Source organism: Pseudomonas sp. RIT623, from assembly GCF_004519305.1.
Taxonomy (GTDB): Bacteria; Pseudomonadota; Gammaproteobacteria; order Pseudomonadales; family Pseudomonadaceae; genus Aquipseudomonas.
Window position 1 is genome coordinate 100795 of record NZ_SOZA01000001.1, and the last position, 23765, is coordinate 124559.

At 64.8% G+C, this 23765-nt stretch carries 25 protein-coding genes; 18 read left to right on the forward strand and 7 right to left on the reverse strand.

Annotation, left to right across the window (positions count from 1 at the left end; all coding sequences use genetic code 11):
- Positions 1-279 precede the first annotated feature (279 nt).
- On the forward strand, positions 280-1674 hold the full coding sequence (gene argH / locus E3U47_RS00455; RefSeq protein ID WP_134688980.1) for an argininosuccinate lyase: 1395 nt from the start codon (positions 280-282) through the stop codon (positions 1672-1674).
- Between the two features lie 99 nt (positions 1675-1773).
- Here the strand turns inward: argH and E3U47_RS00460 are convergent, their stop codons facing one another.
- Positions 1774-2436, reverse strand: a complete 663-nt coding sequence (locus E3U47_RS00460; RefSeq protein WP_134688981.1) for a glutathione S-transferase — start codon at positions 2434-2436, stop codon at positions 1774-1776.
- Positions 2437-2579: 143 nt separating this feature from the next.
- Here E3U47_RS00460 and E3U47_RS00465 point away from each other — a divergent pair, with 143 nt between their 5' ends.
- The 4 genes from E3U47_RS00465 to E3U47_RS00480 all read left to right on the forward strand — a co-directional run bounded on the left by E3U47_RS00465 (position 2580) and on the right by E3U47_RS00480 (position 7192).
- Positions 2580-2882 carry a hypothetical protein gene (locus tag E3U47_RS00465; protein WP_134688982.1) on the forward strand — a complete coding sequence of 101 codons (303 nt, stop codon included), beginning with the start codon at positions 2580-2582 and terminating at the stop codon, positions 2880-2882.
- A gap of 51 nt (positions 2883-2933) precedes the next feature.
- On the forward strand, positions 2934-3185 hold the full coding sequence (locus E3U47_RS00470) for a TIGR02647 family protein (RefSeq protein WP_028688612.1): 252 nt from the start codon (positions 2934-2936) through the stop codon (positions 3183-3185).
- Between the two features lie 167 nt (positions 3186-3352).
- Positions 3353-6211: a class I adenylate cyclase gene (locus E3U47_RS00475; protein ID WP_134688983.1), complete on the forward strand. Its 2859-nt coding sequence runs from the start codon at positions 3353-3355 to the stop codon at positions 6209-6211.
- Positions 6212-6301: 90 nt separating this feature from the next.
- Entirely contained in the window at positions 6302-7192 is an 891-nt protein-coding gene (locus E3U47_RS00480; protein ID WP_134688984.1) for a hypothetical protein, read from the forward strand.
- Here E3U47_RS00480 and rnk read toward each other — a convergent pair.
- The 3 genes from rnk to cyaY all read right to left on the reverse strand — a co-directional run bounded on the left by rnk (position 7159) and on the right by cyaY (position 8279).
- Positions 7159-7569, reverse strand: coding sequence for a nucleoside diphosphate kinase regulator (gene rnk / locus E3U47_RS00485; RefSeq protein ID WP_134688985.1), 411 nt, complete (start codon positions 7567-7569; stop codon positions 7159-7161). The two genes, E3U47_RS00480 and rnk, sit on opposite strands and share 34 nt — an antisense overlap.
- Before the next feature lie 157 nt (positions 7570-7726).
- Complete coding sequence (locus tag E3U47_RS00490; protein WP_134688986.1) at positions 7727-7945, reverse strand: DUF1289 domain-containing protein; 219 nt, start codon at positions 7943-7945, stop codon at positions 7727-7729.
- 1 nt (position 7946) lies between these two features.
- Complete coding sequence (gene cyaY, locus E3U47_RS00495; protein WP_134688987.1) at positions 7947-8279, reverse strand: iron donor protein CyaY; 333 nt, start codon at positions 8277-8279, stop codon at positions 7947-7949.
- A gap of 207 nt (positions 8280-8486) precedes the next feature.
- Here cyaY and E3U47_RS00500 point away from each other — a divergent pair, with 207 nt between their 5' ends.
- Genes E3U47_RS00500 through E3U47_RS00525 form a run of 6 tightly spaced genes read left to right on the forward strand, consistent with a single transcriptional unit; the run spans position 8487 to position 13097 of the window.
- Positions 8487-8702, forward strand: a complete 216-nt coding sequence (locus tag E3U47_RS00500) for a lipoprotein (protein WP_134688988.1) — start codon at positions 8487-8489, stop codon at positions 8700-8702.
- Between the two features lie 9 nt (positions 8703-8711).
- Entirely contained in the window at positions 8712-9959 is a 1248-nt protein-coding gene (lysA, locus tag E3U47_RS00505; protein WP_134688989.1) for a diaminopimelate decarboxylase, read from the forward strand.
- Between the two features lie 4 nt (positions 9960-9963).
- Entirely contained in the window at positions 9964-10794 is an 831-nt protein-coding gene (gene dapF / locus E3U47_RS00510) for a diaminopimelate epimerase (RefSeq protein ID WP_134688990.1), read from the forward strand.
- Positions 10795-10807: 13 nt separating this feature from the next.
- Positions 10808-11506: a DUF484 family protein gene (locus E3U47_RS00515; protein WP_134688991.1), complete on the forward strand. Its 699-nt coding sequence runs from the start codon at positions 10808-10810 to the stop codon at positions 11504-11506.
- Positions 11506-12405, forward strand: a complete 900-nt coding sequence (gene xerC / locus E3U47_RS00520) for a tyrosine recombinase XerC (RefSeq protein ID WP_134688992.1) — start codon at positions 11506-11508, stop codon at positions 12403-12405. Before E3U47_RS00515 ends, xerC begins: the two co-directional genes overlap by 1 nt.
- On the forward strand, positions 12402-13097 hold the full coding sequence (locus E3U47_RS00525; RefSeq protein ID WP_134688993.1) for an HAD family hydrolase: 696 nt from the start codon (positions 12402-12404) through the stop codon (positions 13095-13097). Before xerC ends, E3U47_RS00525 begins: the two co-directional genes overlap by 4 nt.
- Before the next feature lie 75 nt (positions 13098-13172).
- Here E3U47_RS00525 and sutA read toward each other — a convergent pair whose 3' ends face one another.
- The 3 genes from sutA to glnK all read right to left on the reverse strand — a co-directional run bounded on the left by sutA (position 13173) and on the right by glnK (position 15653).
- The gene (gene sutA, locus E3U47_RS00530) at positions 13173-13502 is read right to left on the reverse strand and encodes a transcriptional regulator SutA (protein ID WP_134688994.1); all 330 of its coding nucleotides are present in this window, start codon (positions 13500-13502) and stop codon (positions 13173-13175) included.
- A 434-nt stretch (positions 13503-13936) separates the two neighbouring features.
- The gene (locus tag E3U47_RS00535) at positions 13937-15268 is read right to left on the reverse strand and encodes an ammonium transporter (RefSeq protein ID WP_134688995.1); all 1332 of its coding nucleotides are present in this window, start codon (positions 15266-15268) and stop codon (positions 13937-13939) included.
- A gap of 46 nt (positions 15269-15314) precedes the next feature.
- Entirely contained in the window at positions 15315-15653 is a 339-nt protein-coding gene (glnK, locus tag E3U47_RS00540; RefSeq protein ID WP_002555808.1) for a P-II family nitrogen regulator, read from the reverse strand.
- A 404-nt stretch (positions 15654-16057) separates the two neighbouring features.
- Between glnK and E3U47_RS00545 the strand changes: the two genes are divergently transcribed.
- The 7 genes from E3U47_RS00545 (at position 16058) to E3U47_RS00575 (ending at position 23750) form a co-directional block, all read left to right on the forward strand.
- On the forward strand, positions 16058-16321 hold the full coding sequence (locus E3U47_RS00545) for an accessory factor UbiK family protein (RefSeq protein WP_134688996.1): 264 nt from the start codon (positions 16058-16060) through the stop codon (positions 16319-16321).
- Between the two features lie 24 nt (positions 16322-16345).
- Positions 16346-16774 (forward strand): molybdopterin-binding protein, encoded by a 429-nt coding sequence (locus E3U47_RS00550; protein WP_110697037.1) that lies wholly within the window; start codon positions 16346-16348, stop codon positions 16772-16774.
- Between the two features lie 802 nt (positions 16775-17576).
- On the forward strand, positions 17577-20288 hold the full coding sequence (gene mgtA / locus E3U47_RS00555; protein ID WP_134688997.1) for a magnesium-translocating P-type ATPase: 2712 nt from the start codon (positions 17577-17579) through the stop codon (positions 20286-20288).
- A 10-nt stretch (positions 20289-20298) separates the two neighbouring features.
- Positions 20299-20733: a DUF2493 domain-containing protein gene (locus E3U47_RS00560; RefSeq protein ID WP_134688998.1), complete on the forward strand. Its 435-nt coding sequence runs from the start codon at positions 20299-20301 to the stop codon at positions 20731-20733.
- Positions 20734-20784: 51 nt separating this feature from the next.
- Positions 20785-22272, forward strand: a complete 1488-nt coding sequence (locus E3U47_RS00565) for a YifB family Mg chelatase-like AAA ATPase (RefSeq protein ID WP_134688999.1) — start codon at positions 20785-20787, stop codon at positions 22270-22272.
- A gap of 178 nt (positions 22273-22450) precedes the next feature.
- On the forward strand, positions 22451-22702 hold the full coding sequence (locus E3U47_RS00570; RefSeq protein ID WP_134689000.1) for a DUF2790 domain-containing protein: 252 nt from the start codon (positions 22451-22453) through the stop codon (positions 22700-22702).
- 31 nt (positions 22703-22733) lie between these two features.
- On the forward strand, positions 22734-23750 hold the full coding sequence (locus tag E3U47_RS00575) for an alpha/beta hydrolase (protein WP_134689001.1): 1017 nt from the start codon (positions 22734-22736) through the stop codon (positions 23748-23750).
- Positions 23751-23765: the final 15 nt, after the last annotated feature.

Below are 23765 nucleotides of genomic sequence, written 5' to 3' on the forward strand. Positions count from 1 at the left end.
GTGAGTCTCGCACGGGTATAGCGTAGACAAGTGTGGGATGACCGAAATGCGGTCACGCTACAGACCGGTGCGAAGGCCAAAGATTCACTGGGCCGGCAGATTCACCGCCAGTCCTCTGTCCAACTGTAGACGGTCCGTGGAACACTGCCGTTCAATCGTTGAATATGCCGCACCCCCGGCCCTGGGACGTTTCTCACGACCAGCGCCCCCTGCGGTGGCGGGCGCAACCCTGCTATGATCGCGGCACTTTTTCCGTTCACCCCTTCAACGAGTGAATCCATGAGCACCGACAAGACCAATCAGTCCTGGGGCGGCCGCTTCAGTGAGCCCGTCGACGCCTTCGTCGCCCGCTTCACCGCCTCGGTCGATTTCGACAAGCGCCTGTACCGCCACGACATCATGGGTTCGATCGCCCACGCCACCATGCTGGCGCAGGTCGGCGTGCTCAGCGACGCCGAACGCGACACGATCATCGACGGCCTGAAGACCATCCAGGGCGAAATCGAGGCTGGCACCTTCGACTGGCGCGTCGACCTCGAGGACGTGCACATGAACATCGAGGCGCGCCTGACCGACCGCATCGGCATCACTGGCAAGAAGCTGCACACCGGGCGCAGCCGCAACGACCAGGTGGCCACTGACATCCGCCTGTGGCTGCGTGACGAGATCGACCTGATCCTGGCCGAGATCACCCGCCTGCAAAAAGGCCTGCTGGAGCAGGCCGAACGCGAAGCCGAGACCATCATGCCCGGCTTCACCCACCTGCAGACCGCCCAGCCGGTTACCTTCGGCCACCACCTGCTGGCCTGGTTCGAAATGCTCAGCCGCGACTACGAGCGCCTGGTCGACTGCCGCAAGCGCGCCAACCGCATGCCCCTGGGCAGCGCCGCACTAGCCGGCACCACCTACCCGATCGACCGCGAGCTGACCTGCAAGCTGCTGGGCTTCGAGGCCGTGGCCGGCAACTCGCTGGACGGTGTCTCGGACCGTGACTTCGCCATCGAATTCTGCGCCGCCGCAAGCATCGCGATGATGCACCTGTCGCGGTTCTCCGAAGAGCTGGTGCTGTGGACCAGCGCGCAGTTCCAGTTCATCGACCTGCCCGACCGCTTCTGCACCGGCAGCTCGATCATGCCGCAGAAGAAGAACCCGGACGTGCCCGAGCTGGTGCGTGGCAAGAGCGGCCGCGTGTTCGGCGCCTTGACCGGCCTGCTGACCCTGATGAAAGGCCAGCCGCTGGCCTACAACAAGGACAACCAGGAAGATAAAGAGCCGCTGTTCGATGCCGCCGACACCCTGCGCGACTCGCTGCGCGCCTTCGCCGACATGATCCCGGCGATCAAGCCCAAGCACGCCATCATGCGCGAAGCGGCCCTGCGCGGTTTCTCCACCGCCACGGACCTGGCCGACTACCTGGTGCGCCGCGGCCTGCCGTTCCGTGATTGCCACGAGATCGTCGGCCATGCCGTGAAATACGGCGTGGACAGTGGCAAGGACCTGGCCGAGATGAGCCTGGACGAACTGCGCCAGTTCAGCGACCAGATCGAGCAGGACGTGTTCGCCGTGCTGACCCTGGAAGGTTCGGTCAACGCCCGTAACCACATCGGTGGTACTGCGCCGGCGCAGGTGCGCGCGGCGGTGGCTCGCGGCAAAACGCTGCTGGCTTCGCGCTAAACCCTATAGGGGCTGCTGTGCAGCCCATCGCCGGCAAGCCGGCTCCTACAGGGATCGGGTACTTTGTAGCGATGGGCCGCACAGCGGCCCCTTGCTTTCTCAGCGCTTGCCGCTCTTGATCATCTCCAGGAACGCCGGCATCGCCGCGTCCTTGTCCGCCACGACCCGCGCCATGTGCGGGTTCTCGCCCAGCAACTGCAACAGCGCCTGCGCTTGCGGGAAGTCCGCCAGGAAGTCGATGTTCAGCACCTTCTTGCCCACCGCGCAGGCCAGATCGACCGAGAAGCAGAACATCAGGTCGGCGATGGTCAACTGCTCACCCGCCACATAAGGCGCGAACTCGCCATTGCGCTTGAGGGTGGCAAAGCCCGCCAGCAGGTCCGCGCGCGCACGCTCCTTGATCAGCGGCTCCACCGCCGCGCCAAAGAACGCCTCGGCATAGCAGGTACGCGCCGGCAGTTCGATGTACAGCTCGATCTCCCGCAGCAGCTCGCGCACCTTGGCCTGGCCGAAGGCGTCGGCCGGCAGCAGCGCCTTGCCTGGCTGGGTCTGCTCGATGTAGTCGAGGATGACCCCGGTCTCGCTGATGAAACCGTGCTCGGTCTGCAGCACCGGCACCTTGCCACGGGGGCTGACCGCCAGGGCCTGGGGCGTCTGGCCGCCGAAGAACGGCACCTCCTCGAAGGGCAGGCCTTTTTCCAACAGCGCCAGCTTGACCATGTTGTAGTAGTTGCTGACAGCGAATCCATGAAGCTTGAGCATGTGAAGCAGCCTCCAGGGCCGTATGGGGTTGGCCTGTTATAGCCCCGTTGGCCGGCCCCTGGCCAGCGCCATGCACGCCGTGAATGCCGGGCATTGCCAAGGCAGGCATGGCACACTGTGCGCCTCACCACAGGAGCACCGCCATGAGCGAACCCCAAGACATCGACGGCAATGATGAAGAAGACTTCGCCGAGGCCACGCTGACCCAGGCCATCGAGAACCAGATCGAAAGCGGCGAGCCGCCAGCCGCCAAGGCCACCTTCAACAAGCTGACCCTGGTCGGCTACGAGCGTGAAGACATCCTCAACCTCATGGCCCACGTGCTGGCCATCGAGATCGATGCGATGCTCGACGAAGATCGCCCGTTCGATACCGAGTGGTACGAAACCGCCCTGCGCGCCCTACCGGAACTACCACCTGAGGCGGATCAAGGCGACATCGAATAAGCCTGACTACACTCCTGACTTCCATCCTTGTCCCGAAGTCAGGAGTTGCCCATGCCTTTTACCCCCGAACTGATCGCCGAACTGGAAGTCCTTTCCCAGTTCAACCTGGACAACCACCAGGAAGGCATCAAGGTTAGCAGCGACGCCTCCCCCGCCCTGGTCGCCGCCGCCAAGCGCCTGCATGACAAAGGGCTCACCGACCAACCCGATGGCGGTTACCTCACCAGCCTCGGTAACGATGCCGCTGAAAGCGTCCGGCTTTTGCTGACCATCCTCAAATCGAAATCCGCCCAGCCGGCCTGAACCCCTGCTCCCGCTCCTGCAGCTCGGCAGACCTGCAGGAGCGGGCTTACCGTCGATGGCTTGCACAGGCGTTGTAAATATGACGTCAAAAAGCCAGCAACCCCTTATCCGACCGCGCCACTCAGGCTAAACTCGCCAGTGCTTTCCCTGGCCTGCCTGAGCGCGCAATGAACCACCGCCACGAAATCCGCCCCGACCTGGAACAAGGCATCGACCGCAAGGAGCTGGCCAAGCTGCGTGCGCGCTTCCTGAAGATCAACCAGGGCCGTATGGCACGGGCGATGGAAGGGTTATCCACACGCCAGCAGCAGGTCCTCACGCTGCTGCCGCTGTTCTTCCACGTCAATCATCCGCTGCTACCAGGCTATGTTTCCGGCACCACCCCCGCCGGTGTCTCCGGTTTCGAGCCCGACGACGAGCTGCTCGCCGAAGCCCTGCGCCTGACCCGCTCGTTCACCTACAAGGCCCGCCATGGCAACCCACCACAGCCGATCCATGGCCTGTTCCTGATGGGCAGCCTGGGCACCCTGGCCCAGGCCGAGCAAAGCGACATGGACCTGTGGGTATGTCACGCCCCCGACCTGGGCGAGCAGGCCCTGGCCGAGTTGCGCCGCAAATGCCAGCTGCTCGAGGCCTGGGCCGCCAGCCTGGGCGCCGAGGCGCACTGCTTCCTGATCGAGCCGCAAAGCTTCGTCCAGGGCGAGCGCGACAGCCAGCTCAGCTCGGACGACTGCGGCACTACCCAGCACTACCTACTGCTCGATGAGTTCTACCGCACCGCCATCTGGCTGGCCGGGCGCACTCCGCTGTGGTGGCTGGTGCCGGTCTACCAGGAGCACAACTACCGCGACTACACCCAGACCTTGCTGTCCAAGCGCTTCATCCGCGCCCAGGACGGCCTCGACCTCGGCCACCTGGCACATATCCCGCCCGGCGAGTTCGTCGGTGCCGGGCTGTGGCAGCTGTACAAGGGCATCGATTCGCCCTACAAATCGCTGCTCAAGCTATTGCTGACCGAGGCCTATGCCAGCGAACACCCCGACGTGCGCTGCCTGAGCCTGGATTACAAGCAGGCGGTGTTCGCCAACCAGCTGGACCTCGATGAGCTGGACCCCTATGTCATGGTCTACCGGCGGATCGAGCGCTACCTGCAACAGCGCGGCGAAAACGTACGCCTGGAGCTGGTGCGGCGCAGCCTGTACCTGAAGGTGAACAAAAAGCTCAGCGACCGCAGCCGCAGCAATGGCTGGCAGCGCCAACTACTGGCACGCCTGGCCACGGAGTGGGGCTGGGATGAACGCCAGCTGAGCCTGCTGGACAGCCGCAGCCAGTGGAAGGTGCGCCAGGTGGCGCTGGAGCGCCGCGAGCTGGTGGCCGAGCTCAACCACAGCTACCGTTTCCTGACCCAGTTCGCTCGTCTGCAGAATGCCAACAGCCGTGCCGACCAGCGCGACCTGAATGTGCTCGGACGGCGCCTGTACGCCGCCTTCGAGCGCCGGGCCGGCAAGATCGAAGTGATCAACCCGGGCATCGCCCCGGACCTGGCCGAAGACACCCTGACCCTGGTCCAGTCCGCCAACCGCAAGGAGCCGGGCAGCCACCACTGGGGGCTGTACAACGGCAACCTGGGGGTGCACGAATGGGAGCACTTCAGCCCTCTGAAGCGCTGTCGCGAGCTGCTCGAGCTACTCACCTGGGCCCACCGCAACGGGGTAATCGACAGCAGCACGCGCCTGGCCCTGCACCCCGGGGTCAGCGATCTTAGCGAGTTCGAGCTGTTCAACCTGCTCGGTGCCTTGCAGCAGGGCGTGCCGCTACCCCTGGAACCGGTCAGCGAGGTGCGCCTGCTGCAACCCAGCGTGGCCGACGAAATCCTGCTGCTGGTCAACGTCGCGCTCGACCCCCTGCGCCACCACCGCGACCTGAACATCCTGATGACCACCGAGCGTACCGACTCGCTGAGCTATGCCGGCGTACGCGAGAACCTGGTGCTGACCCTGGACCAGATCACCCTGAACAGCTGGAACGAGGTGCTGGTGCAGCGCTACGACGGCGACCACGCGCTGCTACGCTGCCTGCGCGACTTTCTCAATAGCCTAGGCCAGCGCAGCCACCGCCCGCGGTTGCGGGTGCGCTGCTACTGCCACAACCGCGCCCAGGCCATCAGCCAGCGGGTCGAGGAGCTCTTCGACACCGCGCAATTGCTGCTCGACCAGCAAAGCGATCAGCGTTACCTGGTGCAAGTGGCCGAGCACACCCATGTCTTGGAACTGACACCAGGGCAGGTGACCCTCGCCACCTTCGACGACCACACGCAAGTGCTCGCCGCACTGGGCGAGGAGCGTAGCCGCTACAGCCCGCTGCACCTGGATGGCAACGCCCTGCAGGACGGCGACTTGGCGCTGGTCCTGGCCCAGGGCCAGCCCCACGCCATCCAGGTGTTCTACCGCCTGTACGAGGGCTGGGCCGACCTCTATGTCCTCGATGAGCACAATGCCCTGTGGCAGCAGCGCCTACCGCTGCAGGACGAACGCCACCTGCTGCTGCCGCTGCAGCGCTTCCTGCAATCGATGCTGATGCGCCGCGATGCGCAGTTACCGCTGGACAGCCTGCCCCAGGCCGCGCTGGAACTGCGTTACGCCCAATTGCTGCCGTCTGGCGCTGGCAAGGCGCGCGGCATCGAGCCACGCCTGGCACCGCAGGATGGCCACAACCAGCCCTATTATGAGGTTCAGGCGATCCTCCAGGCTGGGATGGGCGATGACATCCACGTAACCCTGTATTGCGACCAGCAAGAGTTTTCCCAGCTGGAGCATGGCGAGCGCCTGTATGCGGTAGTCGCCCGACAGATCCTGCGGCAACGCCAGGGCCCTGGCAGCTACCGCTGCTACATCACCGACCTGGACATGTCCGAACTGCTAGGCGAGGAACCAGGCTCGACCAGCCTCTATCTGCGCTACAAAAGCCAGTTGGAACAAGCGCTCAACGAAGGCCTGGATCGATTGCAGGCAACGTTCGAACCCTGAAACAGTTTCCCGTTCAGGAACAGCTTCCTGCTGCCCAGGCCTGATTTGTAGGAAGCATCCTCTGCGCTCCAACCTGATGAGGAGCGCAACATGAACAAAGAAAACTGGATGGGCGCACACCCGGAGCTGGGATGCCTGCGCATTGACCAACTGATCCTGCCGGGCAGCCACGACTCCGGCATGGACAAGCAGGCGCCAAACTTTTCCATCCCCCAGGAGATCACCCAGGACGTACCGTGCATCGAGCAGATCCGCGCTGGCATCCGCGTGCTGGACCTGCGAGTACAGTCGCACCACTCGTATACACCCGACCAGCCAGCGCGCTACCAGCTGTACCACCTGACGTCCTCAGGGCGTACGGTACTGGGCGATGTGGTAATGGCCCTCGAGCAATTCTATGAGAACCCTGCCAACGCCAGGGAGATCATCGTGCTAGATTTCCACGAATTCGACAGGTTCAGTGACGAAGAGCACGCGCGGTTCCAGCAACTGCTCGACGAACACCTGGAGCCACGCATGATCCACTACGACCTGAACACCCTGACACTGGATCAACTCTGGCAGCATTACCCAGGCAGAACCCTGGTCATCGCCTACAACGGACCCGCCCCCTATCGCTACTGGGAGGGCGTTGACCATGGCTGGATAGGCAGGAACACCCCCAGCACCCACGAGCTGAAGGCATTCATGGACGAAATCGCGATGGGCGCGCGGTACCGCCTGCCGCTGAGCTCGATCCAGTGCGCCAAGTACAACAAGTTAATCTTCACCCCCGACGATTTCAGCGACAAGATCGACGAGTGGTTCGAGTCCCGGGACATGGACAGCTATATCCAGCAGTTCCGGATCATCAACACCGACTGGTCACTGCGCAGTCGCATCGTCGAAAACTGCATCCACGCCAGCCGTTACAAAGCGTGGCACATGGGCAGATCCGCAGTTGGTGCTCAAAGATCGAAGTCACCGGCCGCTTCCGGCTGATATTCCACTGCCAGCAGTTCGAGCTTGAGGGTCTTGCCGCCCGGGGCCGGCCAATCGATCTGGTCACCCACCGACAGGCCCAGCAGCGCGCAGCCGATCGGCGCGAGGATCGAGACATTGCCTTCTGGCCCGGCATCCTTCGGGTACACCAGGGTCAAGTGGTAGTCCTTGCCACTGGCGATCTCGCGGCAGTGCACGCGGGAGTTCATGGTCACCACGCCGGCGGGCACCTCGTCGTGACCGACCACGTTCTCGGCGCGGTCCAGCTCGTCTTGCAGGGCGAGCACACCCGGGGTGCTTTCATCGAGGGTATCGAGCAGGCGTTCGAGACGCTGTACGTCCAATCGGGTGAGGATGAGGGAAGGCTTGGTGCTCATGATCCAGTCAGACTCCTTTGAACAAACAGTTTTCTACAGGCAGATAAAGCAAAACCCCGCCCAAGGGCGGGGTTTGCGAAAAGCTTTTGGCGTCAGCGACGCAGAACTCGACACTACCACAGCCGGGCAAATACTCAAGCCCGCACCTTCGTTGGGGTTATGCCCGCGCCTGGCTTTTCAGGGCCAACGCTTCCAGGCAGATCTGCCGGCGTCGCTGGTCATCGGCCGAGCGCCACTCGCGGATATGCTCGACATGCCGATGGCAGCCGGTACACACCTTGTGCTCATCCAGCCGACACACATTGATACAAGGTGATGGCACCGCCGGGCTGACATTACTGTAGAGCGGCTTCGCTGGCCGAGGCTGAACGCTCATTTCAGATCTCGTCGAAGTCCAGCTTCTCGCCGGCCCGCTCCCAGACGATGCGTTCGAGCATCTCGCCCAGCAGCTCCTCGGTCTTCTCGCAGGTCCACTTGCCGTTCTCTTCGTCGTAGTCGAAGTGGAAACCGCCGGACTTGTCGGCCAACCACAGCTGACGCAGTGGCTCCTGGCGGCTGAAGATCAGCTGGCTGCCATTGTCGAACTTGACGGTCAGCACACCGCCGGAGTTCTCCATGTCCAAGTCCATGCCGCTCTCGTCGAACAGGTCTTCCAGGGCCTGTTGGGTGGCGTCGACCAGATCGTGGAAACGCGCTTCGCTCAAACTCATTGCAGGGACCTCGAAAAATGGCTTCACACACGCAAGCCGGGCACGATAAGGGCGAAAGCTTCAAGCTACAAGCTAATAGCTGTAAGAAAAAGCCATATGTCCTTCGGTCGCCTAGGCCCGCCGAGCGGGGGCGCCCCTTGCATAGGCAATCAGGTGGGCGCTCGGTATACTCGGGCGCAATACTGCATATTTCCAAGGATTTCACCCATGAAACGCCTGATTTCCTCTCTCGCGGCGCTGGTCGCGGTTGCCTGCCTCGTTTCCGCCTGCGGTCAGAAAGGCCCCCTGTACCTGCCTGAAGACGGCAAGGACGGCAAAGGCCCACGCAAGTCGTCGTCGCACCAGCACCAGCGGGCCCAGCCTGTGCAGCAGCAACAGGACCTGGAGCCGCAAGAGCAGGCTGAGCCGTCGCCCGCTCAGTAAGGAAATCCCATGGATGCATTCAACTACCGCGGCGGCGAACTGTTCGCCGAAGGGGTGGCCCTGGCGGCGCTCGCCGAACGCTTCGGCACCCCCACCTATGTGTATTCGCGCGCCCATATCGAGGCCCAGTACCGTAGCTACACCGAGGCCCTGCAAGGGGTCGACCACCTGGTATGCTTCGCGGTCAAGGCCAACTCCAACCTGGGTGTGCTGAACCTGTTGGCACGCCTGGGCGCTGGCTTCGACATCGTCTCGGGCGGGGAGCTTGAGCGCGTGCTGGCCGCCGGTGGCCGCGCCGATCGCGTGGTGTTCTCCGGGGTCGGCAAGACCCGCGCCGACATGCGCCGCGCCCTGGAAGTCGGCGTGCACTGCTTCAATGTCGAATCCGCCGACGAGCTCGAGCGCCTGCAAGTGGTAGCTGCCGAACTGGGCAAGGTGGCCCCGGTATCGCTGCGGGTCAACCCGGACGTCGATGCCGGCACCCACCCGTACATCTCCACCGGTCTCAAGGAAAACAAGTTCGGTATTGCCATCGCCGATGCCGAAACGCTCTACGTGCGCGCCGCGCAGTTGCCCAACCTCGAGGTGGTCGGTGTCGACTGCCACATCGGCTCGCAACTGACCAGCGTCGAACCGTTCCTCGATGCCCTGGACCGCCTGCTGGTGCTGGTCGACCGCCTGGGCGAATGCGGCATCCACCTGCGTCACCTCGACCTCGGTGGCGGCGTCGGCGTGCGCTACCGCGACGAACAGCCCCCGCTACTGGCCGACTACATCCAGGCCATCCGCGAGCGCGTCGGCGACCGCGACCTGGCCCTGGTGTTCGAGCCGGGCCGCTACATCGTCGCCAACGGCGGCGTGCTGCTGACCCACGTGGAATACCTCAAGCATACCGAGCACAAGGACTTCGCCATCATCGACGCGGCCATGAACGACCTGATCCGCCCGGCCCTGTACCAGGCCTGGATGGATGTCAGCGCGGTCAAGCCCCGTGACGGCAAGGGCCGTGCCTACGACCTGGTCGGGCCGATCTGCGAGACCGGCGACTTCCTCGCCAAGGACCGCGTGCTCGACCTCGCCGAGGGCGACCTGCTGGCCGTGCGCTCGGCGGGCGCCTATGGTTTCGTCATGAGCTCCAACTACAACACCCGTGGCCGCTGCGCCGAAGTGCTGGTCGATGGTGACCAGGCCTTCGAAGTGCGTCGCCGCGAGACCGTCGCCGAACTGTTCGCCGGCGAAAGCCTGCTGCCGGAGTAAGCCCATGTTGCTGCGCTTTACCAAGATGCATGGGCTGGGCAACGACTTCATGGTCCTCGACCTGGTCAGCCAGCACGCGCATATCCAACCCAAGCACGCCAAGCAATGGGGTGACCGCAACACCGGCATCGGCTTCGACCAGTTGCTGATCGTCGAGGCGCCGAACAACCCGGAAGTGGACTTCCGCTACCGGATCTTCAACGCCGACGGCTCCGAGGTCGAACAATGCGGCAACGGCGCGCGCTGCTTCGCCCGTTTCGTGCTGGACAAGCGCCTGACCGCGAAGAAGCGCATCCGCGTCGAAACCAAGGGCGGCATCATCGAGCTGGACGTGCGCAACGATGGCCAGGTCTGCGTCGACATGGGCCCTCCACGCTTCGCCCCGGCCGAGATCCCGTTCGTCGCCGACCAGCAGGCGCCAAGCTATGCGTTGCAGGTCGATGGCCAGGTGCACCAGATCGCCGCAGTGTCCATGGGCAACCCGCACACGGTGCTGCGCGTCGACGACGTGCGCAGCGCGCCGGTGCACGAGCTGGGGCCGAAGATCGAGCACCATCCGCGCTTCCCGCAGCGGGTCAACGCCGGCTTCATCCAGGTAGTCGACCGCCACCGCGCCAACCTGCGGGTGTGGGAGCGTGGCGCCGGTGAAACCTTGGCCTGCGGCACCGGTGCTTGCGCCGCTGCCGTTGCGGCCATCAGCCAAGGCTGGATGGATTCGCCAGTGACCATCGACCTGCCCGGCGGCCGTCTGAACATCGAATGGGCCGGCCCCGGCAAGCCCGTCTTGATGACCGGCCCAGCCGTTCGCGTATTCGAAGGACAAGTTCGTCTTTAAGCGAGTATCCGCCATGACCGATCAGCCTAACGTTGCACCCGAGCTCGACGTCGAAACCGTGGTCGCCTACCTGCGCGCCCACCCGACTTTCTTCGCCGAGCACGACGAACTGCTGGTCGAACAGCGCATTCCCCACCAGCGTGGCGACAGCGTGTCGCTGGTGGAGCGCCAGCTCAAGCTACTGCGCGACCGCAACATCGAGATGCGCCATCGCCTGTCGCAACTGATGGATGTGGCTCGCGACAACGACCGGCTGTTCGACAAGACCCGTCGGCTGATCCTCGACCTGCTCGACGCCAACAGCCTGGAAGAGGTGGTAATGGCGGTCGAGGACAGCCTGCGCCAGGAGTTCCAGGTGCCCTTCGTCAGCCTGATCCTGTTCGGTGAAAACGCAGCCCCCGTAGGGCGCTGGGTCTCCGGGGCCGAGGCACAGCAGGCGATCGGTGGCCTGATCGCCGGTGGCAAGACCACCAGCGGCAGCCTGCGCGAACACGAACTGGCGTTCCTGTTCGGTGACGCGCAGTACAAGGAAGTCGGTTCCAGCGCCGTGGCCACCCTGGAGTACCAGGGCCTGCACGGCGTGCTGGCGATCGGCAGCCGCGACCCGCAGCACTACAAGAGCAGCGTCGGTACCCTGTTCCTCAGCTACATCGCCGAAGTGCTCGGCCGCGTGGTGCCGCGCTTCACCCTGACGCTGCGCTCGGTGCGCTGATGGAACGCCAGCTGGAAGCTTATTGCGCACACCTGCGCAACGAGCGCCAGGTGTCCGCGCACACCCTGCTGGCGTACCGCCGCGACCTCGAGAAAGTCATCGAATTCTGCAACACCCAAGGCATCGCCGGCTGGGCCGGGCTGCAAGTCCAGCAGCTGCGCCAGCTAGTGGCGCGCCAGCATCACCATGGCCAATCGTCGCGCAGCCTGGCGCGTCTGCTCTCGGCGGTGCGCGGGTTGTACCGCTACCTCAACCGCGAAGGCCTGTGCCAGCACGACCCAGCCAACGGCCTGACGCCGCCCAAGGGCGACCGCCGCCTGCCCAAGGCGCTGGACACCGACCGCGCCCTGCAACTGCTCGACGGCGGCGTCGACGATGAGTTCATCGCCCGCCGCGACCAAGCCATTCTCGAGCTGTTCTACTCCTCCGGCCTGCGCCTGTCGGAGCTGACCGGCCTCGACCTAGCCCAATTGGACCTGGCCGCCGGCCTGGTGCAGGTGCTCGGCAAGGGCGGCAAGAGCCGCGTGCTGCCGGTCGGGCGCAAGGCCCGCGAGGCGCTGCAGGCCTGGCTGCGCCTGCGCGGCATCGGCGGCCCGCTGGACGATGCAGTATTCATCACTCGCCAGGGCAAGCGCCTGAGCCCCCGAGCCATCCAGATGCGGGTCAAGACCGCCGGTGAGCGCGAGCTGGGCCAGCACCTGCACCCGCACATGCTTCGCCACTCCTTCGCCAGCCATTTGCTGGAGTCGTCCCAGGACCTGCGCGCGGTGCAGGAGATGCTCGGTCACGCCGACATCAGCACCACGCAGATCTACACCCACCTGGACTTCCAGCACCTGGCCGCGGTGTACGATAGCGCCCATCCTCGGGCCAAACGCAGCAAGGGCACGGACTCATGAGCATCAAGCTGATCACCTTCGACCTCGACGACACCTTGTGGGACACCGCGCCGGTCATCGCCAGCGCCGAAGTCGTCCTGCGCGACTGGCTCGAAGCTAACGCGCCGATCCTCGGCGGCGTGCCGGTGGAGCACCTGTTCGCCATCCGCGAGCGCCTGGTACAGGCCGAGCCGGGCCTCAAGCACCGTATCAGCGCCCTGCGCCGGCGGGTGCTGTTCCACGCCCTGGAAGAGGTCGGCTACAGCGAGAAACACGCCCAGGAACTGGCCAACGAAGGTTTCGAGGTGTTCCTGCACGCCCGCCACCAGGTGGAGGTATTCCCCGAGGTGCTGCCGGTGCTGGAGATCCTGCGCCACCACTACACCCTCGGCGTGGTCACCAACGGCAATGCCGACGTGCGCCGACTGGGTCTGGCAGACTACTTCCGCTTCGCCCTGTGCGCGGAGGACCTGGGGATAGGCAAGCCTGATCCGGCCCCCTTCTTTGAAGCACTGAAGCGTGGCGAGGTGGACGCCGGAGCGGCGGTGCACATCGGCGATCACCCCGGCGACGACATCGCCGGAGCCCAACGCGCCGGGCTGCGGGCGGTGTGGTTCAACCCGCAGCACAGGCCCTGGGCCGGCGAGCAGGCGCCGGATGCCGAAATCCAGCGGCTGTCGCAGTTGCCCGACGTGCTGTCGCGCTGGCGCTGACATTGAGGACGCGGCACAAAACCCAAAGGCACAAAAAAGCCCGCAGCGACGGCGGGCTTTTTTGCGTTCAGCCACTCAGATAGGGCGGCTGCCGTACTTGTTGTCCGGCTTCTTGGGCGGATCGGCGACCACGTTGGCCTCCACTTCCTGCACCTTGCCACCGCGCGACAGAAACTCTTCCATCGCCTTGGCCAGCGCATCGCGCTCTTTCTGCTTGGCTTCCATGCTCGGCATCTCGTCTACCGAGACCGCCGCCTTGGACTTGCCCTTGGCCGCCGGCGCCGGGCTGCTGTCGTCGTCGCCGGAGTCTTCCGCGCCGTCGTCAGCCGCGGCTTCGAGGCCTTCATCACCCTCGTCTTCGTCGCCTACTTCGAGGTCATCATTTTCCAGATCGTCGTCGCTCATGTTCTACCTCATGACTTGCGAAAAGCAGGTTAGTTATAGACCGGCGCAGCCGTAGACCGGCAGCCACCAGTGAAAATTCAACTGGCCGTGGGTTGGCCACTGCCCTGGGTGTCCGCCCCCTGGTGGAGGGCCCGGCACCCTGCAGGCCCTGCTCCTGGCAAGGCCTGACGAAATCGTGTTTGACCCTTGCTGGCCACAGGCTATTGGCAAGCCTAGCAAAGGGTGGCGAAGTGTGTGTGGACGACTCGTCCTTCACTCTTCGGCGCGCATTCTAGCGCGCTCGCGGAAAAAGCAAAGCACCAGAAACGCCCAATGACTTGTAAGTTTTCCGCCCAGGTCGCGAACAGGACAGCGAAACCGTTTGCCCGGCGCCAAGCGACAAACTACAGGCAAAAAAATGCCCGGCGAACCGGGCAAGTTTTCCTACAGGGCGATTACAGGTTGTAGCCGCGCTCGTTGTGCTGAGCCAGGTCGAGGCCGACCGACTCTTCTTCATCGCTGACTCGCAGGCCCATCACCAGGTCGAGTACCTTGAGGATCACGTAGGTGACGATGGCGGTATAGACCACGGTGAAGATCACCCCCTTGGCCTGGATCCAGAACTGCGCGCCGATGTCGGTCACCGCGCCGAAGCCGCCCAGGGCAGGCGCCGCGAACACACCGGTAAGCAACGCGCCGACGATCCCGCCGATACCGTGCACGCCGAAGGCGTCGAGGGAGTCGTCATAACCGAGCTTGCGCTTGAGGCTGGTGGCGCAGAAGTAGCAGATCACCCCCGAGGCCAGGCCGATCACCAGCGCGCCCATCGGGCCGACAGTGCCGGCGGCCGGGGTAATGGCGACCAGGCCCGCGACCACGCCGGAGGCGATGCCCAGGGCGCTGGGTTTGCCGTGGCCAATCCACTCGGCGAACATCCAGCCCAGCGCGGCGGCGGCGGTGGCGATCTGGGTCACCAGCATGGCCATGCCGGCGGTGCCGTTGGCGGCGGCGGCGGAGCCGGCATTGAAACCGAACCAGCCGATCCACAGCATGGCCGCGCCCATCAGGGTGTAGCCCAGGTTGTGCGGGGCCATCGGCGTGGTCGGGTAGCCCTTGCGCTTGCCCAGCACCAGGCAGCAGACCAGGCCGGCGATACCAGCGTTGATGTGCACCACGGTGCCGCCGGCGAAGTCCAGCACGCCCCAGTCCCACATCAGCGCGCCGTCACCGCTCCAGACCATGTGCGCGATCGGCGCATAGACCAGGGTGAACCACACCGCCATGAAGATCAGCATCGCCGAAAACTTCATGCGTTCGGCAAAGGCGCCGACGATCAGCGCCGGAGTGATGATCGCGAAGGTCATCTGGAAGGTGATGAACACCGCTTCCGGGAACAAGGCGGTGGCCGAGGTCAGGTTGGCCGGCGTGACGCCGCTGAGGAAGGCCTTGGAGAAGCCGCCAATGAAGGAATTGAGGTTGAGCACGCCCTTTTCCATGCCCGTGGTGTCGAACGCCAGGCTGTAGCCGTAGACGACCCACAGAATGCTCATCAGGCCGGTGATGGCGAAGCACTGCATCATCACCGACAGCACGTTCTTCGAACGCACCATGCCGCCGTAGAACAGGGCCAGGCCAGGGATGGTCATGAACAGCACCAGCGCCGTGGCGGTGAGCATCCAGGCGGTGTCGCCGGAGTTCAGCGCCGGGGCAGCTTCCTCGGCCAGGGCCAGCCCTGGCATTACGAGGGACAATAGGGCTCCTAGCCCTGCGATCTTGCGCAGAGTCATGTTGTTTTCTCCTGGGGCGTTGGGTTTGGTGAGGCGGTGCTGCTGTTTAGATCGCGTCGGTATCGGTTTCGCCGGTACGGATGCGGATCGCCTGCTCCAGATTGACCACGAAGATCTTGCCGTCACCGATCTTGCCGGTATTGGCCGCCTTGGTGATGGCTTCGATCACGCGGTCCAGGTCCTTGTCGTCGATGGCCACATCGATCTTCACCTTGGGCAGGAAATCGACCACGTATTCGGCGCCGCGGTACAGCTCGGTGTGACCCTTCTGCCGACCGAAGCCTTTGACTTCGGTCACGGTGATGCCCTGCACGCCGATTTCCGACAGCGACTCGCGCACGTCGTCCAGCTTGAACGGCTTGATGATGGCAGTGACTAGCTTCATGAAACTCTCTCCCGATTTGGTGGACTTGCCCCAGGAAAACAAACCCGTCTCAAGTCTAAGCGCAGCGCCTGGCTTTGTAACGCGTCGTCGGCACCCTCCCCCGGCTGAAACGCATCACGCGGCTGAAAAGGGGCCTGACGGCGGGCCTGGCACTGCCTGGTCACGACGGCTCGCATCAGTGCATGGCTCGCCAAGGTCTTTGCAGAAACCTTGCCAGCTCAAGCAAAGCGTCCAAAAACAGCGACTTGCGCGAAACAGTCGGGATTGGCCAGTTGCCAGCAGGGAAAAGCTGCACAACTTCGGTGCGCGACCTTCAGCCGCTCTGCGCGAAAAGCGTGCAGAGCAGGCGGGCCCAAGGGGCGTGCTACACTGCAGGCCTTTCACAGATCAGCGGATAGCCACACATGCTCGCCCCCAAAGCCTTTCTCGATGCCCTGAGCGACCAGGCTTCGCGCCTGTTCAGCGGCGACACCGCACAGCCCCGCGCCGAGCTCGAGAGCCAGTTCAAGGTGCTGATGCAAGGCGCCTTCAGCAAGCTCGACCTGGTCAGCCGCGAAGAGTTTGACAGCCAGATGGTGGTGCTGGCCCGCACCCGCGCGCGCCTCGAGGCGCTGGAGAAGCAGGTCGCCGAGCTGGAAGCCCGGATGACACCGCCCGCCACAGAATAACCCCCGATACACGGAGTGTTCGCCATGAAAGTCAGTGCCCGCAATGTCTTCGAAGGTACCGTCAGCGCCGTCCAGCCTGGCGCGGTGAATGCCGAGGTCGAGCTGACCCTGGGCGGCGGCGAGAAACTGGTGGCAGTGGTCACCATGGCCAGCCTGCACAACCTCAGTATCAACGTCGGCAAGCAGGCCGTGGCACTGGTCAAGGCACCGTGGGTGGTGCTGATGACCGATGCCGCTGGCTACAGGCTGTCGGCGCGCAACAGCCTCGAAGGTGAAGTGCTGCGGGTCGGCGACGGCGCGGTGAATGCCGAGGTGGTGCTGAAGCTGTCCGGCGGCACCGAGGTGTATGCCATCGTCACCCGCGAAGCAGTGCAGGAGCTTGGCCTGAAGCCGGGTGTGAAGGCCACCGCGCTGATCAAGGCCTCGCACATCATCCTGGGTGCCAAGCCCTGATCGAATGCCCGCTTCTACCTTGCCAAGGTAGAAGCGGGGTTGCCCCGCGATGCTAATCGCGCGGCATACTGGATTAATTCCCCTCCCAGCAGATGAAACTTGTTTAAGTTACGTCTTCCCGGTTGACTTCCCCGCTATGCTTTGCATAAAGTTCACCCGCCCCGAAAAGCGGGCCTTTATTTCAACTCACGAAGAATTCAATGGACACAGTATCTAGTCGCTGTCTGGCAGCCGTTGGCCGCCAGGCACTTGAACCGGAACTCCGGGCCCGCCCCTAGGTCGGGCAAGCCGCGCCAGAGCCTGATGCTCCGCCGTAGCTTGCCGCCCCGGGTGCCCGCCCGGTCGGAGGCAAGCTCATGAACCCCGATATCGCTACCCCTCGCCTGCGCGCCTTTGCGCACAAGGCCCCGTACCGTCCTGTCCGCGGCTGGGGCTTGTCCTCGCCCCTGAAACCGCCCAGTCGATAGCGCGCCCGTTGCTGCCTGCAGTGACGCGCGCGATGCTGTCCGTTCACTGAACTGACGCCATTTAAATCGTCAGAAACTTCCGAACTTTTATTAATTAAAGTTCGCTGGAGTTCTATTGCCCGCCATTTAGCAAATTGGATTAACCGACCATGGAATCAGCCAGTAGAAAGTTCGCTGCCGATCTTATTTCCGGCATTCGCCAGCGAACACGTAACCGTCGGAAAAACCACGTTTTTCATTGTTTGAATCATTGCGACACGGGACACCTTCACTCACCTTCCCCACCGTGAGTCGACTGTGTGTCGTGCCGCCTCCTGCGGCAGGAGCACAGCCAAATGACCGTAAAAGACCGCAACACCCGCAGCAAAGCCGGCGCAGACACTCGCCTGTCCATGCGTGCCGCCCGCGAGGCACGCAACGGCCTGGCCGTGACCCTGGCCAACCTCGATGCCAGCGAACTGGGCCTGACCGAGCACGAAGCCGCCAAGCGCCTGCAGCGCGACGGCGTCAACCAAGTCGCCCATGACAAGCCGCAACCGGCCCTGGTGCAACTGCTCAAGGCCTTGCACAACCCCTTCATCTACGTGCTGCTCACCCTCGCCGGCATCAGCTTCGTCACCGACTACTGGCTGCCGGTACGCGCAGGCGACCTGGAAGACGCGGACCTGACCAAGGTCATCATCATCATGACCATGGTCAGCCTCAGCAGCCTGCTGCGCTTCTGGCAGGAGTACCGTTCGGGCAAGGCCGCCGACGCCCTCAAGGCCATGGTCCGCACCACCGCCACCGTGCTGCGCCGCGAGCGCCACGACCAGCCGGCGCGCCTGCGCGAAGTGCCGATGAACGAGCTGGTGGCTGGCGATATCGTGCAACTGGCGGCCGGCGACATGATCCCCGCCGATATCCGCCTGATCGAGTCCCGCGACCTGTTCATCAGCCAGGCGGTACTGACCGGCGAGGCGCTGCCGGTGGAGAAGTACGACACCCTCGGCCACGTCGCGCAGAAGTCCGCCGGGGGCAGCGCCAGCGATGAAAGCGGCCTGCTCGACCTGCCCAACATCGGCTTCATGGGCACCAACGTGGTTAGCGGCCGCGCCCGCGCCGTGGTGGTGGCCACCGGCAAGCGCACCTACTTCGGCTCGCTGGCCAAGGCCATCGTCGGCTCGCGTAGCCAGACTGCCTTCGACCGTGGGGTGAACAGCGTCAGCCGCCTGTTGATCCGTTTCATGCTGGTAATGGTACCGGTGGTGTTCATGCTCAACGGCGTGGTCAAGGGCGACTGGAGCGACGCCTTCCTGTTTGCCCTGGCCGTTGCCGTGGGCCTGACCCCGGAGATGCTGCCGATGATCGTCAGCGCCAACCTGGCCAAAGGCGCCGTGGCCATGGCCCGGCGCAAGGTGGTGGTCAAGCGCCTGAACGCCATCCAGAACTTCGGGTCGATGGATGTCCTGTGCACCGACAAGACCGGCACCCTGACCCAGGACCGCATCATCCTCGAACACCACGTCGACCCCAGCGGCCACAAGGACCCGCGCCTGCTGGAGCTGGCCTGGCTCAACAGCCACCACCAGAGCGGCGTGAAAAACCTGATGGACCAGGCCGTGCTGCGCTTTGCCGGCGAAGACCAGGGCTTCCAGCCTCCCTATGCCTACGCCAAGGTCGACGAACTGCCCTTCGACTTCATCCGCCGGCGCCTGTCGGTGATCGTCAAGGATGCCCTGGGCGACCACCTGCTGGTGAGCAAGGGCGCCGTCGAGGAAATGCTGGCCATCGCCACCCATGTGGAAGAAGGCGGCCAGCGGATCGCTCTGGATGCCGGGCGACGCCAGCAACTGCTGGCCACCGCCAGCAGCTACAACCAGGAGGGTTTCCGCGTGCTGTTGGTCGGCACCCGTGATATTCCGGCCGTTGACGGCAAGCCCCAGTACCACACCGATGACGAGCGCGAGCTGGTGATTCGTGGCTTCCTGACCTTCCTCGACCCGCCCAAGGAAACCGCCGGCCCGGCCATCGCCGCCCTGCGCGAGATGGGCGTGAAGGTGAAGGTGCTGACCGGCGACAACCCGGTGGTCACCTGCAAGGTCTGCCGCGAAGTGGGCCTGGAGCCCGGCCAGCCGCTGCTCGGCCAGGACATCGAACGCCTGGACGACACCCAGCTCAAGGCCCTGGTCGAAGAGCGCACGGTGTTCGCCAAGCTCACACCGCTGCAGAAATCGCGGGTGCTCAAGGCGCTGCAAGCCAATGGCCACACCGTGGGCTTCCTCGGTGACGGCATCAATGACGCCCCGGCGCTGCGCGATGCCGACGTGGGCATCTCGGTGGACAGCGGCACCGATATCGCCAAGGAATCGGCCGACATCATCCTCCTGGAAAAGAGCCTGATGGTGCTGGAGGAAGGGGTGCTCAAGGGCCGCGAAACCTTCGGCAACATCATGAAGTACCTGTGCATGACCGCCAGCTCCAACTTCGGCAACGTGTTCTCGGTGCTGGTGGCCAGCGCGTTCATCCCGTTCATGCCGATGCTGGCGATCCACCTGCTGCTGCAGAACCTGATGTACGACTTCTCTCAGCTGTCGCTACCGTGGGATCGCATGGACAAGGAATTCCTGCGCGAGCCACGCAAGTGGGATGCCCGCAACATCGGTCGCTTCATGCTGTGGATCGGCCCGACCTCGTCGATTTTCGACATCACCACCTTTGCCCTGATGTGGTACGTGTTCGCCGCCAACAGCGTGGAAATGCAGGCGTTGTTCCAGTCCGGCTGGTTCATCGAGGGCTTGCTGTCGCAGACCCTGGTGGTGCACATGCTGCGTACCCGCAAGGTGCCGTTCATCCAGAGCACCGCGGCGCTGCCGGTGATCCTGGCCACCGGCCTGGTGATGTGCCTGGGCATCTATATCCCGTTCTCGCCCCTGGGGGCGATGGTCGGGCTGGTGCCGCTGCCGTGGGAATACTTCCCATGGCTGGCCGCTACCCTGCTCGGCTACTGCCTGGTGGCCCAGGGCATGAAGACCCTGTACATCCGCCGCTTCGGCCAGTGGTTCTGAGGGGGTGGGCATGCGCGTACTGATCTGCGCGGGGCGCAACTACGCCGACAACCAACGCTGCCGCCAGGCGCTGGACGCCCTCCAGCGCCAGCAACCGATCCGGGTGCTGATCCACGGCGGCAGCCAGCACCTGGGCGGCGAAATCGAAGGCTGGGCCCGCGAACAGGGCGCCGACATCGTGCGCTATCCGCCCAACTGGCAGTTGCACGGCAAGCTGGCCGAGCGCCTGCGCAACGTCTTCATGCTGCGCGACAGCCGCCCCGACCTGGTGCTGGCGCTGCCGGGCGGCGACGATACCGAGGAGCTGCTGGCCCGGGCGCGGGGTGCGGGGATTGCGGTAATCTGCGCCAGGCAGCCACGGACGGCGGGCGCCCACGGTCCTGGGGGCCAGGCCGGACAAAATTCGACGCACTCTTCTCGTCCACCTGCACAGGGGCACCACTAAGCTTTGCCAGGCCGCAGGACGCGGCCATCACCTGCAAACACGGAGTGCCCCATGTCCCTCGCCCTCGTCCACAGCCGCGCCCAGGTGGGGGTGCAAGCACCCGCCGTAAGCGTCGAAACCCACCTGGCCAACGGCCTGCCCACGCTCACCCTGGTCGGTCTGCCGGAGGCCACGGTCAAGGAGAGCAAGGACCGGGTCCGCAGCGCCATCGTAAACTCCGGGCTGGACTACCCGGCCCGGCGCATCACCCAGAGCCTCGCCCCGGCCGACCTGCCCAAGGACGGTGGCCGCTACGACCTGGCCATCGCCCTGGGCATCCTGGCCGCCAATGGCCAGGTACCGGTTGCCGCCCTCGACGGCATCGAATGCCTGGGCGAACTGGCGCTGTCGGGTACGTTGCGTCCGGTACAGGGTGTACTGCCTGCGGCACTGGCGGCGCGCGACGCGGGTCGGGCGCTGGTGGTGCCCAGGGAAAACGCCGAAGAGGCGAGCCTGGCCAGCGGCCTGGTGGTGTACGCGGTGGGGCACCTGCGGGAACTGGTCGCCCACCTGAATGCGCAACCTTCGCTGCCACCCTACGCCGCGAATGGCCTGTTGCTTGAGCAACGCCCCTACCCGGACCTCAGCGAAGTGCAGGGCCAGATCGCTGCCAAGCGGGCGCTGCTGGTCGCCGCGGCTGGCGCGCACAACCTGTTGTTCTCCGGGCCGCCGGGCACCGGCAAGACCCTGCTCGCCAGCCGCCTGCCCGGGCTGCTGCCGCCGCTGGACGAGCGCGAGGCGCTGGAGGTGGCGGCGATCCGCTCGGTCAGCGGCCATGCCCCGCTCGATTGCTGGCCACAGCGGCCGTTCCGCCACCCCCACCACTCCGCCTCCGGCCCGGCGCTGGTGGGTGGTGGCAGCCGACCGCAACCCGGCGAGATCACCCTGGCGCACCATGGCGTGCTGTTCCTCGATGAGCTGCCCGAATTCGAACGGCGCGTGCTGGAGGTGCTGCGCGAGCCGCTGGAGTCCGGCGAGATCGTGGTGGCCCGGGCCAAGGACCGGGTGCGCTTCCCGGCGCGCTTTCAACTGGTGGCGGCCATGAACCCCTGCCCCTGCGGCTACCTGGGCGACCCCACCGGCCGTTGCCGGTGCAGCAGCGAGCAGATCCAGCGCTACCGCAACAAGTTGTCCGGCCCCCTGCTCGACCGCATCGACCTGCACCTGACGGTGGCCCGGGAAAGTACCGTGCTGACTCACCAGCCCAGCGGCGAGACCAGCGCCAGTGTTGGCCAGCGGGTGGCCGAGGCACGGGAGCTGCAGCAGCGCCGGCAGGGCTGCGCCAATGCCTTCCTCGACCTCAAGGGGCTGCGCCGGCATTGCCCGCTGGAGCCGGTCGACCAGGCCTGGCTGGAGCAGGCCTGCGAACGGCTGACGCTGTCGTTGCGGGCAGCGCACCGGTTGCTGAAGGTGGCCCGCACCCTGGCGGACCTGGAGGGCACGCAAGCCATAGCCAGGTCGCACCTGGCGGAGGCGCTGCAGTATCGGCCCAGCGCCTGATCCTTTACGGCGGTTTTCCGCGCAATCACCCGCTGTATCAAGGCTGAGCCCCGTCGACAGACCCACTCAATCAGCGTAATAGCGGAAATATATTTTGCGCACCAAATATTTGCGCGCACCATTCATCTCAAGCAGCAAGCAGTCGCCAACCCTACTCAGCAGAACCCGGAGAACGATCATGCCCCTTCGCAAAGCCTTCGCCGTCACCGTCACCACCCTGGCCCTCGGCACCAGCGTCAGCAGCTTCGCCAGCGAAGCCACCCCGTACCGCTACGGCATGGACCTGGACATCGCCAAGGTCGTCAGCGTCGATGCCCCCGCCAGCGCCCAAGGCCAGACCAGCACCGCCACCCTGACCTACCGCGACAGCAGCGGCCAGCTGCGCGCCGTGAGCTACGTGCAACCCACCGTCCTCGCCAACCAGAACTGAGCCGCGGCTTGCCCGCCAAAGGAGCTAGAACATGAAACTGTCCCACACCCTGACCGCCGGCCTGCTGGCCCTTGCCGTGAACAGCGCCTTCGCCGCTGGCAGCCCCGGCGTCGAGCACACCACCCAAGGCTTCCTCGACGCCCTGGCCGCCGGTGGCGGCAAGCCGCTGGAGACCCTCGCGCCCAAGGATGCCCGTGCGGTGCTGAGCGGTGCCCAGGCCGGGGTGAAGGTCGATGTGTCTGGGATCCGCGTCGAACGCCGGACCATCCAGGCCGACGGCCAGCCGCTGGAGATCCGCGTGGTGCGGCCCGAAGGATCCAAGGGCGATCTGCCAGTGTTCATGTTCTTCCACGGCGGCGGCTGGGTGCTGGGCGACTACCCCACCCACGAACGCCTGATCCGTGACCTGGTGGTGGGCTCCGGCGCTGCGGCGGTCTACGTCGACTACACGCCGTCACCGGAAGCGAAGTTCCCCACCGCGATCAACCAGGCCTACGCCGCCACCCGCTGGGTCGCCGAGCACGGCCAGGAGATCGGTGTTGACGGTAGCCGCCTGGCGGTGGCCGGCAACAGCGTCGGCGGCAACATGGCCGCGGTGGTGGCACTGAAGGCCAAGGAGGCCGGCACGCCGAAGTTGCGTTTCCAGGCCCTGCTGTGGCCAGTGACCGACGCCAACTTCAACAACGCGTCCTACAACCAGTTCGGCGAAGGCCACTTCCTGACCCGCAACATGATGCAGTGGTTCTGGAACAACTACACCACCGACCCGCGCCAGCGCGATGACATCCACGCCTCGCCACTGCGCGCCAGCCTCGAGCAGTTGCAAGGCCTGCCACCGGCCCTGGTGCAGACTGCCGAGATGGATGTGTTGCGTGACGAAGGCGAGGCTTACGCCCGCAAGCTGGACGCCGCCGGGGTACCGGTGACCGCCGTGCGCTACAACGGCCTGATCCATGACTACGGCCTGCTCAACGTGCTGCGCACCGTGCCCAGTGTGCGCAGTGCCATGGACCAGGCGGCGCAGGCGCTGAAAGCCCATTTGCAGTAAGCAGTTGATCGCGGG